Annotated in this window: 14 protein-coding genes and 1 pseudogene; 13 read left to right on the top strand and 2 right to left on the bottom strand. The window is 68.0% G+C overall.

Annotation, left to right across the window (positions count from 1 at the left end):
• Positions 1–83: 83 nt before the first annotated feature.
• The 11 genes and pseudogenes from OEJ37_RS07300 (at position 84) to OEJ37_RS07350 (ending at position 12,446) form a co-directional block, all read left to right on the top strand.
• On the top strand, positions 84–1,361 hold the full coding sequence (locus OEJ37_RS07300) for an ABC transporter substrate-binding protein (protein WP_263343754.1): 1,278 nt from the start codon (positions 84–86) through the stop codon (positions 1,359–1,361).
• A 68-nt stretch (positions 1,362–1,429) separates the two neighbouring features.
• Entirely contained in the window at positions 1,430–2,386 is a 957-nt protein-coding gene (locus OEJ37_RS07305; RefSeq protein ID WP_263343755.1) for a carbohydrate ABC transporter permease, read from the top strand.
• A 1-nt stretch (position 2,387) separates the two neighbouring features.
• Positions 2,388–3,218: a carbohydrate ABC transporter permease gene (locus OEJ37_RS07310; protein WP_096475105.1), complete on the top strand. Its 831-nt coding sequence runs from the start codon at positions 2,388–2,390 to the stop codon at positions 3,216–3,218.
• Positions 3,219–3,253: 35 nt separating this feature from the next.
• Positions 3,254–4,390 carry an ABC transporter ATP-binding protein gene (locus tag OEJ37_RS07315; protein WP_263343756.1) on the top strand — a complete coding sequence of 379 codons (1,137 nt, stop codon included), beginning with the start codon at positions 3,254–3,256 and terminating at the stop codon, positions 4,388–4,390.
• 98 nt (positions 4,391–4,488) lie between these two features.
• Entirely contained in the window at positions 4,489–5,298 is an 810-nt protein-coding gene (locus tag OEJ37_RS07320; RefSeq protein WP_174420306.1) for a ThuA domain-containing protein, read from the top strand.
• Entirely contained in the window at positions 5,295–6,443 is a 1,149-nt protein-coding gene (locus OEJ37_RS07325; protein ID WP_175917450.1) for a Gfo/Idh/MocA family protein, read from the top strand. Before OEJ37_RS07320 ends, OEJ37_RS07325 begins: the two co-directional genes overlap by 4 nt.
• 148 nt (positions 6,444–6,591) lie before the next feature.
• Positions 6,592–8,010: a maltoporin gene (locus OEJ37_RS07330; RefSeq protein ID WP_263343758.1), complete on the top strand. Its 1,419-nt coding sequence runs from the start codon at positions 6,592–6,594 to the stop codon at positions 8,008–8,010.
• Positions 7,998–8,939 carry an aldo/keto reductase family oxidoreductase gene (locus OEJ37_RS07335; protein ID WP_411859243.1) on the top strand — a complete coding sequence of 314 codons (942 nt, stop codon included), beginning with the start codon at positions 7,998–8,000 and terminating at the stop codon, positions 8,937–8,939. The genes OEJ37_RS07330 and OEJ37_RS07335 overlap by 13 nt, the downstream gene beginning before the upstream one ends.
• Positions 8,940–8,978: 39 nt before the next feature.
• Positions 8,979–9,986, top strand: a pseudogene (locus tag OEJ37_RS07340) (glucokinase); the annotation flags it as partial.
• Positions 9,987–10,328: 342 nt separating this feature from the next.
• Entirely contained in the window at positions 10,329–12,299 is a 1,971-nt protein-coding gene (locus OEJ37_RS07345) for an APC family permease (RefSeq protein WP_263343760.1), read from the top strand.
• A 21-nt stretch (positions 12,300–12,320) separates the two neighbouring features.
• Positions 12,321–12,446, top strand: a complete 126-nt coding sequence (locus tag OEJ37_RS07350; RefSeq protein ID WP_263343761.1) for a hypothetical protein — start codon at positions 12,321–12,323, stop codon at positions 12,444–12,446.
• Between the two features lie 6 nt (positions 12,447–12,452).
• On the opposite strand, the gene OEJ37_RS07355 is transcribed toward OEJ37_RS07350, so the two are convergent.
• Positions 12,453–12,596 carry a hypothetical protein gene (locus OEJ37_RS07355; protein ID WP_165948047.1) on the bottom strand — a complete coding sequence of 48 codons (144 nt, stop codon included), beginning with the start codon at positions 12,594–12,596 and terminating at the stop codon, positions 12,453–12,455.
• A gap of 235 nt (positions 12,597–12,831) precedes the next feature.
• Between OEJ37_RS07355 and OEJ37_RS07360 the strand changes: the two genes are divergently transcribed.
• Positions 12,832–14,763, top strand: a complete 1,932-nt coding sequence (locus OEJ37_RS07360; RefSeq protein ID WP_263343762.1) for a DUF3857 domain-containing protein — start codon at positions 12,832–12,834, stop codon at positions 14,761–14,763.
• A 56-nt stretch (positions 14,764–14,819) separates the two neighbouring features.
• The gene (locus tag OEJ37_RS07365) at positions 14,820–14,987 is read left to right on the top strand and encodes a hypothetical protein (RefSeq protein ID WP_263343763.1); all 168 of its coding nucleotides are present in this window, start codon (positions 14,820–14,822) and stop codon (positions 14,985–14,987) included.
• Between the two features lie 54 nt (positions 14,988–15,041).
• Here OEJ37_RS07365 and OEJ37_RS07370 read toward each other — a convergent pair whose 3' ends face one another.
• Entirely contained in the window at positions 15,042–16,358 is a 1,317-nt protein-coding gene (locus tag OEJ37_RS07370; RefSeq protein WP_174420299.1) for an MFS transporter, read from the bottom strand.
• Between the last annotated feature and the right edge of the window lie 45 nt (positions 16,359–16,403).

The following is a 16,403-nucleotide window of genomic DNA, read 5'->3' on the forward strand; positions in this document are numbered from 1 at the left end:
TCATAGACCCACGGCACCCGGCGACGCGCTCGCGACACCGTGGCGCACGATTCGAACGATTCGAAAAAAACCGGAGACACCGAATGATGAAGCTCAACGCAGGTTTGCTGACGACGGCGCTCGCGATGACGGCCGCCATGGCCACCACAGCTGGCGCGGCGACGCTGCGGATCGCATGTGGCGCGGCCGGCGTCGACCAGGACATCTGCCAGGTCTCGGCGAAGCGCTGGGCCGAGAAGACCGGCAACGAGGTCGAGTTCATCAGCATGCCGAATAACTCGAGCGAGACGCTGGCGCTCTATCAGCAGCTGCTCGGCAGCGGCTCGGACAAGATCGACGTGATGCAGATCGACACGGTCTGGCCGGGCATCCTCGCGAACCACCTGATCGACCTGAAGCCGTACAGCAAGGGGCTGGAAAGCCAGTCGTTCCCGAGCATCGTCGCGAACGATACGGTGAACGGCAAGCTGGTCGCGATGCCGTGGTTCATCGATACGGGGCTGCTCTACTACCGCAAGGATCTGCTCGACAAGTACCGCGTGAAGGTGCCAGCGACATGGGAGGAGCTCGACGCCACCGCGCGCAAGGTCCAGTCGGGCGAACGCGCCGCCGGCAACGAGAAGGTCTGGGGCTACGTGTGGCAGGGGCGCGCGTACGAAGGGCTGACCTGCGATGCGCTCGAATGGATCAGCAGCTACAACGGCGGCACGGTGGTCGACGACAAGGGCCGCGTGACGATCGACAACCCGGGCGCGATCAAGGCGCTCGAGCAGTCGGCGAAATGGGTCGGCACGATCAGCCCGAAGGCCGTGTTGAACTACGGCGAAGAGGAGGCCCGCGGCGTGTTCCAGGCCGGCAACGCCGTGTTCATGCGCAACTGGCCGTACGCATGGGCGATCGCGAATCGCACGGGCAGCCCGATCAAGGGCAAGGTCGGCATCGCGCCGCTGCCGAAGGGCGGCGCCGACGGCCGCCCGGCCGCCGCGCTGGGCGGATGGCAGCTCGCCGTGTCGCGCTACTCGCCGAACCCGAAACTGGCCGCCGATCTCGTGATGTACCTGGGGAGCGCCGAAGTGCAGAAGATGCGCGCGATCCAGGGGTCGTACAACCCGACGATGCCGGCGCTCTATCGCGACAAGGACATCCTGCAGGCCAGCCCGTTCATGGCCGACCTGCTGCCGACCTTCGGCACCGCAGTCGCGCGGCCGTCGACCGTGACCGGCGCGAAGTACAACCAGGTCAGCAACCAGTTCTGGAACGCCGCGCACGACGTGCTCGCCGGCAGCGATACCGCATCGGGCGCGCTCGCGCGGCTCGCCGCCGCGCTCAACCGGCTCGCGCCGGGCGGCACCTGGCACTGAGCGCCGCGGCGCGCGATTGATCGATCGGGCCGGCTGCCGCATGGCGCCGGCCTGACAGGAGACATCGAATGAGAACCGGAAGCATCGAGATCAGTAGTACTCCTGCATTCGTGCAGGCACCCGCCCGGGCCCGCGCGGGGCTTGCCCACGCGCGCCGGCGCCAGGCGTGGCTGCTGGTGGCGCCCGCACTGCTCGCGCTGGCGGCGATCGCCGGCTGGCCGCTGCTGCGCACCGCGTGGTTCAGCCTGACCGACGCGCAACTGTCCGACCTGTCGCAGCGTCATTTCGTCGGCCTCGACAACTATCTCGGCGCGACGGGCGTGCTGCGCGACCCGGCCTGGTGGCAGGCCGTCGGCAATACCGTGCTGTTCGCCGTCGTGTCGGTGGTGCTCGAGACGGCCGCGGGCCTCGGCGTCGCGCTGCTGCTCGACGTGCCGTCGCGGCTGCGTACGCTGCTGCGCGCGGCCGTGCTCGTGCCGTGGGCGATCCCGACCGTCGTGTCGGCGAAGATCTGGAGCTGGATGCTCAACGACCAGTTCGGGATCGTCAACGCGATGCTGATGTCGATCGGCGCGATCCACGAGCCGCTCGCGTTCACCGCCGACGCTCAACTCGTATTCCCGACCATCGTGCTCGTCGACGTGTGGAAGACCACGCCGTTCATGGCGCTGCTGATGCTCGCCGCGCTGCAGACCGTGCCGCGCGATTGCTACGAGGCCGCGCGTGTCGACGGCGTGCCGCGCTGGCGCGTGTTCCGCTCGGTGACGCTGCCGCTGATCCTGCCCGGCGTGCTGGTCGCGATGATCTTCCGTTCGCTCGACGCATTGCGCGTGTTCGACCTGATCTACGTGATGACGTCGAACAGCCGGATCACGAAAAGCATGTCGGTTTATGTGCGCGAACAGCTGATCGATTTCCAGCAGGTCGGGTTCGGGTCGGCGTCGGCGATGCTGCTGTTCGCCACGATCGTGCTGTTCACCATCGGCTACATGGCGGTCAGCCGCCGCCGGATTCAGGAGGCGTGACTTGAAGAAGCATCCGCTCGACATCGCGATTCACGGGCTGCTGTCGGCACTCGTGCTGGTGATCGCGCTGTTTCCGTTCGTCTACATGATCGGCACGTCGATCAAGCACGGCGACGCGTTGTTCGATACGTCGCTGTTCCCGGCGAGCCCGTCGCTCGACAACTATCGCCAGCTGTTCCGCGGCCAGCCGTTCGGCGCGTACCTGCTGAACTCGGCGCTCGTCGCGGGCGGGGCGGTCGCGCTGTCGCTCGCCGTGTCGGTGCTCGCCGCGTATGCGCTCGGCCGCGTGTCGTTCCGCGGGCGCGGGGTGCTGATGATGTGCATTCTCGGCGTGTCGATGTTTCCGCAGGTGGCGATCCTGTCGGGCCTGTTCGAGCTGGTCCGCGCGCTCGGCCTGTACGACCACCTCGGCGCGCTCGTGCTGTCCGACCTGATCTTCACGCTGCCGTTCACGATCTGGATTCTCGTCACGTTCATGCGCGAGTTGCCGCGCGAGCTGGAGGAGGCGGCGCTCGTCGACGGCGTCGGCGTGTTCACGCTGATCTTCCGGATCTTCCTGCCGCTGCTGCGGCCGGCGCTGGCCGCGACGTCGCTGCTCGCGTTCGTGTCGGCATGGAACGAGTTCCTGTTCGCGCTGACTTTCATGATCTCGTCGGGCCAGCGCACGGTACCCGTCGCGATCACGATGATCTCGGGCGCGAGCAGCTACGAGTTGCCATGGGGAACCATCATGGCCGCATCGGTCATCGTTACGGTGCCGCTCGTGCTGCTGGTGCTGGTGTTTCAGCGGCATATCGTCTCCGGCCTGACTGCCGGCGCGGTCAAGGGTTGACGCGTTTCGATCCGATCAGGATCAAGAGGGAAAACATGAGTCAGATCAAGTTGAGCGGTCTCCACAAGCAGTTCGGCACGGCCCCCATCCTCAGCGACGTGAATCTCACGGTCGAGCCGGGCGAGTTCTGCGTATTCATCGGCCCGTCGGGCTGCGGCAAGTCGACGTTGCTGCGGATCGTCGCCGGCCTCGAGGAACAGAGCGCGGGCGACGTATGGATCGATGGCCGCTGCGTCAACACGTTTGCGCCCGCGCAGCGCGACATCGCGATGGTGTTCCAGAGCTATGCGCTCTATCCGCACATGTCCGTCTACGAAAACATGGCATTCGGCCTGCGTCATCTGCGCTTGTCGAAGGATGAGATCGACCGGCGGGTGCGGCTCGCTTCCGAGTCGCTGCGCCTCGGTGAGCTGCTCGAACGCAAGCCTGGCGCATTGTCGGGCGGCCAGCGGCAGCGCGTCGCGATCGGCCGCGCGATCGTTCGCAAGCCGAAGGTATTCCTGTTCGACGAGCCGCTGTCGAACCTCGATGCGGCACTGCGCGTGAAGACGCGCGTCGAGATCGCGAAGCTGCACCGCAGCCTCGACAGCACCAGCATGATCTACGTGACGCACGACCAGGTCGAGGCGATGACGCTCGCCGACAAGATCGTGCTGCTGCGGCCGCTCGAAGGGCGCAGCGGGATCGCCAGCATCGCGCAGATCGGCACGCCGCTCGATCTGTATCACCGCCCGGCGAGCCAGTTCGTCGCCGGTTTCATCGGCTCGCCCGCGATGAACTTCCTGCCGGCAAGCGTCGCGGCGGCCGGCAGCGGCGAGGTCCGCGCGTTGGCACGCGACCTGCCGCTGAGCGCCGATGTATCCGGCGACGGTCTCGAGACGGGCACGGGCGTGACACTCGGCATCCGCCCCGAGCACGTACGGGTCGGCACCGGCGCCGTGACGGGCGAAGTCGCGCACGTCGAGCAGATGGGCGAACACACCTATCTGTATCTCGACACGCCGCTGTGCGGCCAGCCGATCGTGGCGAAGACCGATGCCGGCGGCGCGCGGATCGGCGAGCGGCTGCGCGTCGATCTGCCGGCCCGCGCGCTGCATCTGTTTCATCCGGACGGACGCGCGGCGGTACGCACGCCGCGCGAGCCTGCCGCACCGGCGCTCGCGATCGCCTGAGCGACGCGCGACGCCCGGCGAATCCGGCCACAGGTTTCAGGCGGCCACGGCGCATGGCCGCTGTCGAATTGGCGCCAAAACATCGATAAAGGATAGTCATGCTAAACAAGAAGCTTTCAGTGATCGTGTGGAACGAGTTCGAGCACGAGCGGGAAAACGCGGGCGTGCGCGCGATCTACCCGGACGGCCTGCACCAGGTGATCGCCGGTGCGCTCGCCGAAACGCCGGCGCTCGGCCACGGCGCGTTGCCGCTCGAGATCGGCACCGCGACGCTCGACCAGCCCGAGCACGGCCTGAGCGAAGCGCGGCTCGCCGCGTGCGACGTGCTGATCTGGTGGGGGCACAAGGCGCACGCGAAGGTCTCCGACGAGATCGTCGAGCGCGTGCAGCGCCGCGTGCTCGAAGGGATGGGCCTGATCGTGCTGCATTCCGGGCACTTCTCGAAGATCTTCCGCCGCCTGCTCGGCACGAACTGTTCGCTGAAGTGGCGCGAAGCGGCCGAGAAAGAACGGCTGTGGGTCGTCGAACCGTCGCATCCGATCGCGGCCGGGCTCGGCGAGTATTTCGAGCTGCAGCACGAGGAGATGTACGGCGAGCGTTTCGACATTCCGCAGCCGGACAGCACCGTATTCATCTCGTGGTTCGAAGGCGGCGAGGTGTTTCGTTCGGGCTGCTGCTGGGAGCGCGGCCACGGCCGGATCTTCTATTTCCGCCCCGGGCACGAAGCCTACCCGACCTATCACGACCGCAACGTGCAGCGTGTGATCGCGAACGCGGTGCAGTGGGCCGCGCCGCGCGTGAACCTCGCCGACCGCTGCCCGAACTCGCCGCCGCTCGAGACGCTCAGCGAGAAGAGCGGGCAGTTCGCGCACGTCGGCATCCAGCAAACCGCGGGAGACCTCGCATGAACGACGACTACAAGGTGGAGCTGCCGGAAGCGGCGGCGATTGCGCGCGGCCGTCGCCTGCGCGTGGGCGTGATCGGGCTCGGGATCGGCCGCAAGCATATCGAAGGCTGGCGGGAGCATCCGGACGTCGACGTGGTTGCGATTGCCGACCCCGACGCGAAACGGCTCGCGAAAGTCGGCGACGCGTTCGGCATCGACGCTCGCTACGCATCGGCCGATGCGATGCTCGCAGCGGAGAGGCTGGACGTCGTCAGCGTATGCACCCCGAACAAGTTCCATCGCGAGCTGACGCTCGCCGCGTTCGACGCCGGCTGCCACGTGCTGTGCGAGAAGCCGATGGCGCTGAACGCGGACGAGGGGCGCGAGATGCTGATCGCCGCACAGCGCGCCGGCAAGCGGCTGATGATCAATTTCTCGTACCGCTTCAGCGCGCAGTCGCGCGCACTGAAGGCGCAGGTCGATAGCGGCCTGTTCGGCGATTTCTATTTCGGGCGTACGGTCTGGCATCGCCGGCGCGGGATGCCCGGCTTCGGCGGCTGGTTCGGCACGAAAGCGCTGGCGGGCGGCGGGCCGCTGATCGATCTCGGCGTGCATCGGCTCGATCTCGCGCTGTGGCTGATGGGTTATCCGAAACCCGTGTGGGTGATGGGCAGCACCTACGATCCGATCGCGCGCGAGCTCGCGACGCGCGCCGGCAAGACGTTCGACGTCGAGGACCTCGCGGCCGCGCTGATCCGCTTCGACAACGGCGCGACGCTCGCGCTCGAGGCATCGTGGGCAACCAACATCCAGGAAGCGGAGCTGATGGAAACCCGCCTCCTCGGCACGCGTGCAGGGCTGTTGCAGAAGAACCTGAACGAGGGCTACACGTTCGACGCGCACGTGTTCATCGAGCAGAACGGCGCGCAGTTCGACATGCGCCTGAATCCGCCCGCGGAAGGCGCGCATTCCGCGATGTACGACTACGCGGAAGCGATCCTGTGCGACGTCCCGCATCCCGCGCCCGGTGAGGAAGGGCTGATCGTGATGGAAATTCTCGACGCGATCTATGCGAGCGCGGCCGCGGGCGAGCCGATCCGCATTCACGCGCCGGGGCCGGCGGCCGTCAGCGCGCCGCCCGTGCTGGATCTCGACGTCGCGGGCTGACGTCGCCGGTCGACTTCACACCGGGCCGGCGCGCGGATCGTCCACCGCGCCGGCCCGTCGATGGCGAAACGGACGACGCAGCACACACACCTATTCGATGACGCCGCGCATCGCACGCGGCGCACTGACAACGTTTGGAGACACGTTCATGATCGACGAAGCAGGCCGCGCCGCGCGCGCCCCGGCACGCACCCCGCTCAGGCTCACGCGGCTCGCCGCCGCTTTCTCGCTGGCCGTCGCATCGGCCGCGCTGCACGCGGCGCCGGATCCGGCGACGACGGTCGCCGCGGACAGCGCGCCGGGCGGCCTCTCGCAGGCAACCGGCGTCGTGCCGGCCGACACGAGCCCCGCCAACGTGGCCACGCCGACGCCGTCGTCGGCCTGGAACCAGCTGACGCCGTGGACGCAGTTCCACGGCTATATGCGGGCCGGCATCGGCACGAGCGACAGTCACTCGCAGGCCTGCTTCCAGCTGCCGGGCGCGCAGAGCAAATACCGGCTCGGCAACGAATGCCAGATCTACAGCGAGCTGGAGATCGACCAGACGCTGTACAAGTTCTCGAACGGCATGCAGCTGTCTGCGGTCGGCATGGCGAGCCTCGTCAACGATCTCGACCGGACGCCGACCTTCGACGGCAATCACGGGCGCGTGCGCCTGCCGCAGTCGTATGTACAGCTCACGAACTTCCCGGGGCTCGACGACATGCGCATCTGGTTCGGGCGAATCTACTACCGTCGCAACGACGTCCACATCAACGACTTCTATTACTGGAACCCGAGCGGCCTCGGCGCGGGCATCGAGAACGTGCCGATCGGCGGCGGCCTGAAGCTCAGCTACGCGCTGTTTCGCGAGGACTACATCGACCAGCCCAACTATGCGACGCGCCACGACCTGCAACTGTCGGGCGTGCACCCGAACCCCGGCGGCGAACTGCAGTTCGGGCTGTCGTACATCCCGGCCCGCGCGCCGGTGCTGAACGCGGGCGGCATGCTGCAGGACGCGCACAGCGGCTGGTCGTTCACGGTCCAGCACGTGCAGACCAACCTGCTCGGCGGCAAGAACAAGCTCGCGTTCCAGTACGGCGTCGGTCCGGGCACGGGCCTCGGCTACACGGGAACGCTGACCAACGACAACCGCTACAAGAGCCTGCGCGTGCTCGACGCGTTCGACTGGCAGGCGACGCGCGACTTCAGCGGACAGGTGGTCGGCATCTACCAGCGCGACATCGCGCCGTCGGGCGGGTCGCAGACCTGGGTATCGATGGGCGTGCGGCCGGTGTATGCGTTCACGCAGCACATCAAGCTGCAGGGCGACCTCGGGCACGATCGCGTGACGCCGTCCGGCGGCCCGACGCGCACGCTGCTGAAGGCGAGCGTCGCGTTGACGCTCGCGATGGACCGCTCGTTCTGGTCGCGGCCCGAATTCCGCGTGTTCTATACGTATGCACGCTGGAACAAGGCCGCTCAGGATGCGGCGGCGCCGGGCGATCCGCTGTCGACGACGGGCATCTTCGGCACGTCGCGTACGGGTTCGACGGTCGGCGCGCAGGTCGAATGGTGGTGGTGAGCGCGATGACGGAACGCTGTACGACGATATCGATGGGTGCCGATGCCGCGCCGTTCTCGCGCATCGTGTTCGGGATGTGGCGGATCGGCGACTGGGCGTTGTCGGCGCGCGAGCGCCGTGCGCTGATCGAGGCGGCGCTGGAACTCGGCGTGACGAGCTTCGACCATGCGGACATCTACGGCGACTACACGGCCGAGGGCCTGTTCGGCGACGTGCTGGCCGATGCGCCGCACCTGCGCGAGCGGATGCAGATCATCACGAAATGCGGGATCCGGCTCGTGTCCGCGCGCCGGCCCACGCACGGGATCAAGCACTACGACACGCGGGCCGCGCATGTCGTCGCGTCGGTCGAGCAGTCGCTGCGCGCGCTGCGCACCGAGCGGCTCGACCTGCTGCTGCTGCATCGTCCCGATCCGCTGATGGATGCCGACGAAGTCGCCACGACCTTCGCCGCGCTCCGGCGCGACGGCAAGGTGAGGGCATTCGGGATATCGAACTTTATGCCGGCGCAGGCCGAGTTGCTGCAGGACCGGATGGCGGCGCACGGGATGTTGCTCGCGACGAACCAGGTCGAATGCTCGCTGCTGCATCTCGCGCCGCTCGACGACGGCACGTTCGACCAGGCGCAGCGCTGGCGCTGTCCGCCGATGCTGTGGTCGCCGCTCGCGGGCGGACGCCTGTTGACGGAGGCGTCGCCCGCCGCGACGCGCGTGCGCGCGACCGCGGCGCGGATCGGCGACGCGCTCGGCGTGCCAGCGACGACGGTGCTGTTCGCGTGGCTGCTCGCGCTGCCGTGCCGGCCGCTGCCGATCGTCGGGTCGAGCCGGATAGCGGCGCTGCGCGAAGCGGTCGACGCGACCCGCATCTCGCTCGGGCGCGAGCACTGGTTCGAACTGCTGGCCGCGGCGCGCGGCGTGGACGTGCCATGACCGTTGCGATCGACACACGATGACAATCCGGGAGATACGATGAGCGAAGCGACCCTGAACGGTCATCCGGTTGCGCCGTGCGGCGTGCGCACTGGCGAACCCCGCTTGCTGGCGGACATCGGCGGCACGCACGCGCGCTTCGCGCTGGAGACCGCGCTCGGCGGGATCGGCGACGTGCGCGTCTATCGATGCAGCGCCCATGCCGGCGTGGACGCCGCGGTGCGCGCGTTCCTGCGCGACGCGGGCGGCGTGCGGGTGCGGGATGCGGCGATCGCGATCGCCAATCCCGTGGACGGCGACATCGTCAGCATGACCAACCATGACTGGCGCTTCTCGATCGACGCGACACGCCGCGCGCTCGGATTCGACACGCTGCACGTCTTCAACGACTTCGCGGCGCTGGCGATGGCCGTGCCGCATCTGTCCGCGGGGCAGCGGCGGCAGGTCGGCGGCGGGTACGTGTCGCCCGCGGGTACGATCGGTGTGCTTGGTTCCGGAACGGGGCTGGGCGTCTCGGCGCTCGTGCGCGCGGGCGACGCATGGGTGCCGCTGTCCGGCGAGGGCGGGCATGTGTCGTTCGCGCCCGCCGACGCACGCGAGGCCGACGTGCTGCACTACGCGCGGGCGCGCTGGCCGCACGTGTCGTTCGAGCGGCTGGTCGCGGGCCCCGGCATCGCGGTGATTCACGCGGCGCTCGCCGCGCGCGACGGCTGCGACGCACCCGAGGCCGACGCGGCCGATACGGCCGCCATCATCGATCGTGCGCTCGCCGGCGACGCACGCTGCGTGGCGACGCTCGATTGCTTTTGCGGGATGCTCGGCACGTTCGCGGGCAATCTGGCGCTGACCCTCGGCGCGACCGGCGGCATCCATATCGGCGGGGGCGTCGTGCCGCGCCTCGGCGCATTGTTCGATGCGTCGCCGTTTCGCGCCCGCTTCGAGGCGAAGGGCCGCTTTGCCGGCTATCTCGCGAGGATTCCTACCTTCGTGATCACCGCGTCGCATCCGGCCTTCGTCGGCGTGTCGCGCCTGCTCGCCCGTGCGTTGGGCGAGGCCGGCTGACGCGCTGCACGGGCCACCGGGTCCGTGCACGAAGGTGTGTGTCGCCGTCGAGCATGGATCCGATGAGCACTCGCATCGGCGCGCATATGTGTCCCGTTGCATGTCGATCGGCCGCGCCGCTGCCGCGCGCAACACGAGCGTGCCGCAGCCGCACTGTCATGTCCGGCTTGCGCGGTTGTAGTGCGACTGTCTGAAAAATGTCGGTGTGTTGAAAGAAAATCGGCATCACGCGCCGCCGCCCTATGGAATACGCCGACTGGAAGTCGTCCCGGAACTCATTTACTTTTAGAGCAGTGTCGCCGATGCGTCGTGCGTGCCGGAGGAGCCGTGACCACATTCCAGAAAGCGTGGCAGTTGCTGGTCGGAAAACCGTTGGACCCGCTCGATCCGCGCACGCGGCATGCGATCGCCGTGACGCCGTTGCTGGCCTGGGTCGGGCTCGGCGCCGACGGGTTGTCGTCGTCGTGCTACGGCCCGGAAGAGGCGTTCCTCGCACTGGCGCACCACACGCCGCTCGCGCTGTTTCTCGCGCTCGCGACCGCGGCCACGGTCTTCATCATCGCGCTCGGCTACAACCAGGTGATCGAGCTGTTCCCGACGGGGGGCGGCGGCTACCGCGTCGCGACCGCGCTGCTCGGGGCGAAGCCGGGGCTCGTGTCGGGCGCGGCGCTGCTGGTCGACTACGTGCTGACCGTCGCGACCTCGCTTGCGAGCGGCGTCGATGCGTTCTTCAGCCTGCTGCCGGTGAGTGCGCAGGCGTTCAAGCTCACGACCGAGATCGTGCTGATCCTGCTGATGACGGGGCTCAACTTCCGCGGGATGCGCGAATCGATCATGGTGCTGCTGCCGATCTTCATCGGCTTCGTCGTGCTGCACTTCGGGCTGATCGTGTATGGCGTCGCCGTGCACGGCAGCAACCTCGCGATGATCGTGCCCGATGCCGTGCACGAGGCGCACGGGATGTCGCAGTCGCTCGGCGTGTTCGTGATGCTCGCGTTGCTGATGCGCGCGTTCTCGCTCGGCGGCGGCACCTATACGGGCCTCGAGGCCGTATCGAACAACGTGAACATGCTCGCCGATCCGCGCGTGCCGAATGGCAAGGTGACGATGTGGTACATGTCGACGTCGCTCGCGTTCACGGCCGGCGGCATCATCCTGCTGTACATGCTGTGGCACGCGCATCCCGTCGAAGGCGAGACGCTCAACGCGGTGGTGTTCGGCAGCGTGATCGACCATCTCGGGCTCGGCTCGGCGTTCGCGCGACATGCGCTGCTCGCGGCCGTGCTCGCGTTCGAGGCCGGGCTGCTGATGGTCGGCGCGCAGACGGGCTTTCTCGACGGCCCGGCCGTGCTGTCGAACATGGCGTCGGATTCGTGGGTGCCGCGCCATTTCCGCGACCTGTCCACGCGCCTCGTGCGACAGAACGGCATCATCGTCGTCGGCCTGTCGAGCCTGCTGATCCTGCTGTGGACGCACGGCAGCGTCGACGTGCTCGTCGTGCTGTACAGCATCAACGTGTTCCTCACGTTCAGCATGTCGCTGCTCGGGCTGTGCACGTACTGGTGGCGCCATCGCAGCGAACGCGGCTGGTTCAAGCATTTCTTCCTGTCGGCGCTCGGACTGAGCGTGACGGCGACCGTGCTCGTCATCACGCTGGTCGAGAAGTTCACCGCCGGCGGATGGCTCACGGTGCTCGTGACGAGCGCGGTGATCGCGCTGTGCTTCATGATCAACCGCCACTACGCGTACACGCGCGCGCAGCTCGCGAAGGAAGATGCGCTGTTCTCCGGCAAGCCGCCCGAGGTCGACGAGGCTACCGCGCCCGGCAAGCCCGATCCGTCGCAACCGACGGCCGTTCTGCTGGTCGGCAAGCATCGCGGCGCGAGCATGCACGCGCTGCTGTGGGTGAACCGGCTGTTTCCCGGGCACTTCCGCAACGTGATCTTCCTCGCGGTCGGCGAGGTCGATGCGAAGGCGTACGACGGGCATGAACATCTCGAACGGCTGCGTCACTCGATCACCGAGGCGCTCGACTACTATGTCGCGCACTGCCGCCGCAACGGCATCGCGGCCGACTACCGGATCGCGTTCGGCACGAATCCGGTCGTGGAATTCATGAACCTCGCGTCGTCGACGCTCGACGAGTATCCGAATGCCGTGTGCTTCGCGAGCAAGCTGATCTTCCGGCGCGTGAATTTCCTGACCGCGTGGCTGCACAACCAGACGCCCGTCGAGCTGCAGGCGCGCCTGCATGTCGAGGGCAAGCAGATGGTGCTGCTGCCGATGAACGTCGGTTAGCGGCGGAGCGGCAACGGCACCGTGACGGGCGCGGTCACGCCGACGAGCCAGGACCTGAAGGGACGGTTGCGCGGGCAGCATGCGCAGGCCGGCGCGTACACGCTCGCGTGGACGTGGCGCGGCAAGCGCGTGGGCGACTGCCGGTAGCAGCCGTCACGGCTGATGATGCCGATGCGGGCGGTTGGGCCGCCGCAGCGGCGGATGATGGAATTTGGCCCTCAGCCGGTCGCGCCCCGGACGCTTGACGAAGAACAGCACGACGAGCGCGACAAACGCCAGCAGCACGACGACTTCCACGATTCCGTTTTCCATGGTGCCTCCCGGTCGCGCGCGGACGATCCTTCGCCGGCGTCAGGCATTCGAGCGTATGCCGGCGGCCGCACGCGACGATGCTTCCAAGTCTCATTGTAGGCCGGCGTGCACCGGCTTGACGCATGCGTATGCGTCGCCCACACTGGCCGACACGAGAGTCGCGCGGTTGCCGCTGTCCGCTGCGCGGCCGCGCTTTCCGTGAACCGCGACGAGGTGCGATGTGGTGCGCTTTTCTGTCGGCCTGGCCGGCTGGATGCTGGCATGCGCTGCGGCGTTCTGCGCATCGAACGCCGTCGGTGCGGCGCCGGGTGCGGGCACGAGCACGAGCACGGCGGCGGACGGCGCGAACGGCGTTGCCGACGAAGCGCCCGTCACGCTCGTCAGCGACGTCCACGAATTCGTGATCCGGCACGACGGATCGCTCGACGAGCACGACGATTCGACGCTGCGCGCGAACAATGCGAACGGCATCGACGCGGTTGCGCAGCGCTACGTGTGGTACGACAAGAATCTCGAGCAGGTCGACCTGCTCGCGGCCGAGACGATCGGCCGCGACGGCGTCGCGCATCCGGTCGGCGCTGACGGCATCCGCGACGTGCAGGAGCCGCGCTCGGCCGGCGCGCCGACGTTCCAGGACGGGCTGTTGCGCACGGTCGTGTTTCCCGGCGTCGAAGCCGGGTCGAGCACGCGCGTGGCGTTCCGCAAGACGCGCACGAAGCCCGTCAATCGCGGCTACTTCGGCTACTACGTCGAGCCGTCGCGCGAGCCCGTCGACAATCAGCGGCTGATCTTCGACGTGCCGGCCGACATGCCGCTGTACGCGGACGCGCGCGGCTATGTCGCGCTGCCGCCGGTCACGGCGAACGGCCGCACGCGCTACGAATTCGACTACCGGCACGGCCCGTACGACCGCATCGAGAACGGCGCGGTCGGCTACCCGACCTATGGCGACCGGCTCGTCGTGTCGACGCTGCCCGACTACGCGGCGTTCGCCGCGCGCTACCGCAACGCGGCCGTCGACCCGAGCGTGGACGATCCGGCCGTCGTGCAGCTGGCGCGCGCGCTCACCGCGGATGCCGCCGCGCCGCGCGACAAGGCGCGCATCCTGTACGACTGGGTGCAGGCGAACGTGCGCTACGTCGGGTTGTTCCTGGGCGAAACGGCCGCCGCGCCGCATCGCGCAACGGACATCCTGCGCAACCGCTACGGCGACTGCAAGGACCATGTCGCGCTGTTCGGCGCGCTGCTCGCGGCCGTCGGCATCCGCAGCGAACCGGTGCTGATCAATCTCGGTTCGGTGTACACGCTGCCGTCCGTGCCCGGTTACGGCGGCGGCGCGATCAATCACGCGATCACGTGGCTGCCCGATCTCGCGCTTTATGCGGATACGACGACAGCCGGCATCGCGTTCGGCTACCTGCCGCCGATCGTGATGGATCGCCCCGCGCTGCTGGTCGACACGGGCGTGCTGTCGCGCACGCCGGCCACGCAGCCGCGCGGTCGTATCGCACGGCTCGAGATCGATGCCGCGCAGCCCGGCGCCGCGCGCTTTCATGCGTACATCGCCGACGCAGGCTGGACGGCCGAACTCGAACGCAACCTGTTTCGCCGCGCGACGCACGACCGCATCGAGCAGCTCGCGACCGAGCGCCTGCGGCAAAGCGGCTTGCGCGGCCGCGCGCAACTGTCGACCAGCGACCGGCGCGTGACCGACGGGCCGTTCGACGTGACGATCACGGGCACGCTCGATCATTTCGTATGGTCCGACGGCACGACCGCGTTGCCCGCGCTGTCGAGCCTCACGGGCGGCATCGCGACGCAGGTCGAGAGCTGGCTGGCCGAACCCGTGCGTACGCAGCCGTGGGGCTGTATCGGCGGCAGGTTCGACGAGACCGGCCAGATCGCGCTGCCGGCCGACGTCGTCGTGACCGACCTGCCGGCCGATGCGGCCGTGCACGACCGCTTCGTCGATTTCACGTCGCATTACGTGTTCGACGCGGCCGCGCGCGTGGTGCAGGTCACGCGGCGGATGAACGCGGAGTTCGGCCGGCAGGTGTGCACGCCCGACGAATTCACGGCGCTGCGCGCGTCGCTCGAACGCATCGAGCGCGACACGCAGGCGCAGATCGTCGTGCGCGCGAAAGGGCGTTGAACGGGCAGCGGAAGTGAGCGCGTCGCGGCCATCGGCCGACGCGCAGGAGGGACATCATGACGGAACGGGACTACGAGATCGCCGATCTCTCGAAGGAATTGCTGGGCCGGATCGTGCAGGGCACCATCGCGAACGGTGCGGCCGTGGATGCGGAGCAGTGCGCGGAGCTTGCCGTGCAGTGCGCGACGGCGCTGGTCGACAAGCTCGCGGCGCGCAGCGGCTGAACGGGCCGGATCAATGCGCTACGCGAGCCGCCGACGTCGCTCGCCAGCCGGGTATTACGGACTTGTCGCTAGCGAGCCGTTGAGGATGGCGCGCTGACGCCGGCAGTACCGCCCGAGCCCGATGATGCCGACGAGGGAGACGAACGACAGCAGCGTGAAGAATGCCGCCAGCGGCAGCCATTGCCCGCGGAACTGCTGGGCAAGCAGCGTGCCGATCATCGGCGTCGTGCCGCCGGCGATCATCGCGCAGAGCTGGTAGGCGATCGAAATGCCGGAATAGCGGACGCGCGTCGGGAACGCCGGCGTGATGAAGCCGGCGATGACCGCGTAGACGGCCGACAGTGTGACGACCGCAAACGAGATGCCTGCGACGATTGCGACGGGGTTCTGGGTCTGAACGAGCAGGAACATCGGATAGGGTGTCGCCATCGACAGGAGCGCCGCGCAGGTCAGGAAGCGCGTCTCGCCGAACCGTTGCGCGAGCAGCGCGGAGACGGGCTGTGACAGCAACTGGATGACGGTGACGACGAACAGGCAATCGAGGATGAACGATTTGGACATGCCGAGGTAGGTCGTCACATACGAAATCATGAACGTGTTCGTGAAGAAGAAACCAGCCGAGCCGATCGTCGTCGCCGCGGCCGCCAGCAGGATCGGCGCCCAGGCCGTGCGCAGCACTTCGGCGACCGGGTACTTTGCCACTGCGTTGGTATCGCGTACGCGTTCGAATTCGGGCGATTCCTTCACGCCGAGGCGGATGGCCATCCCGATGAGGAGCAGCACGAAGCTCGCGAGGAAGGGCAGGCGCCAGCCCCAACTGACGAAGCTCTCATGGTCGAGCGACGTGACGAAGCGGAACGACAGCAACGACAGGATCAGCCCGGCCGGGCTGCCCATCTGCGGGAACGACGCGAAGAACGTCTTGCGCCCGGCCGGAGCATGTTCGCTGGCCATCAGGACGGCGCCGCCCCATTCGCCGCCGACCGCGATGCCCTGCAGTATCCGCAGCAACACCAGCAGGATCGGTGCCCAGATACCGATCGTCGCGTAGCCCGGCAGCAGGCCGATACCGGTCGTCGCGATGCCCATCAGGAACATCGTCAGGACGAGCATCTTCTTGCGGCCGATGCGGTCGCCGAGATGGCCGAACACCGCGCCGCTCAGCGGTCGGGCGACGAAGCCGACGAAAAAGGTGCCGAACGACGCCATCGTGCTCAGGTAATGGTTGCTGCTCGGAAAGAATACGTCGCCGAGCACGAGCGCCGCGGCGGTCGCGTACGTGTAGTAGTCGTAGAACTCGACGGCGGTGCCGATGAACGCAGCGGTGGCGGCGCGCACGGGTTGATGCGTGGTGGGGGTGGGTTGAGACATGGGCTGTCCTGTGGTTCGTCCTGTGGGGCGGTCGGCCACGGCAAT

Origin of the sequence: Burkholderia sp. BKH01 (assembly GCF_025685725.1) — a bacterium.
GTDB lineage: Bacteria > Pseudomonadota > Gammaproteobacteria > Burkholderiales > Burkholderiaceae > Burkholderia > Burkholderia pyrrocinia_C.

What these genes read in the sequence shown, in the direction of transcription:
- OEJ37_RS07305 (WP_263343755.1), top strand. Translation starts at nt 1,430, where the DNA reads ATGAGAACCGGAAGCATCGAGATCAGTAGTACTCCTGCATTCGTGCAG.
- OEJ37_RS07370 (WP_174420299.1), bottom strand. Translation starts at nt 16,358, where the DNA reads ATGTCTCAACCCACCCCCACCACGCATCAACCCGTGCGCGCCGCCACC.
- OEJ37_RS07320 (WP_174420306.1), top strand. Translation starts at nt 4,489, where the DNA reads ATGCTAAACAAGAAGCTTTCAGTGATCGTGTGGAACGAGTTCGAGCAC.
- OEJ37_RS07365 (WP_263343763.1), top strand. Translation starts at nt 14,820, where the DNA reads ATGACGGAACGGGACTACGAGATCGCCGATCTCTCGAAGGAATTGCTG.
- OEJ37_RS07300 (WP_263343754.1), top strand. Translation starts at nt 84, where the DNA reads ATGATGAAGCTCAACGCAGGTTTGCTGACGACGGCGCTCGCGATGACG.
- OEJ37_RS07315 (WP_263343756.1), top strand. Translation starts at nt 3,254, where the DNA reads ATGAGTCAGATCAAGTTGAGCGGTCTCCACAAGCAGTTCGGCACGGCC.
- OEJ37_RS07330 (WP_263343758.1), top strand. Translation starts at nt 6,592, where the DNA reads ATGATCGACGAAGCAGGCCGCGCCGCGCGCGCCCCGGCACGCACCCCG.
- OEJ37_RS07335 (WP_411859243.1), top strand. Translation starts at nt 7,998, where the DNA reads ATGGTGGTGGTGAGCGCGATGACGGAACGCTGTACGACGATATCGATG.
- OEJ37_RS07325 (WP_175917450.1), top strand. Translation starts at nt 5,295, where the DNA reads ATGAACGACGACTACAAGGTGGAGCTGCCGGAAGCGGCGGCGATTGCG.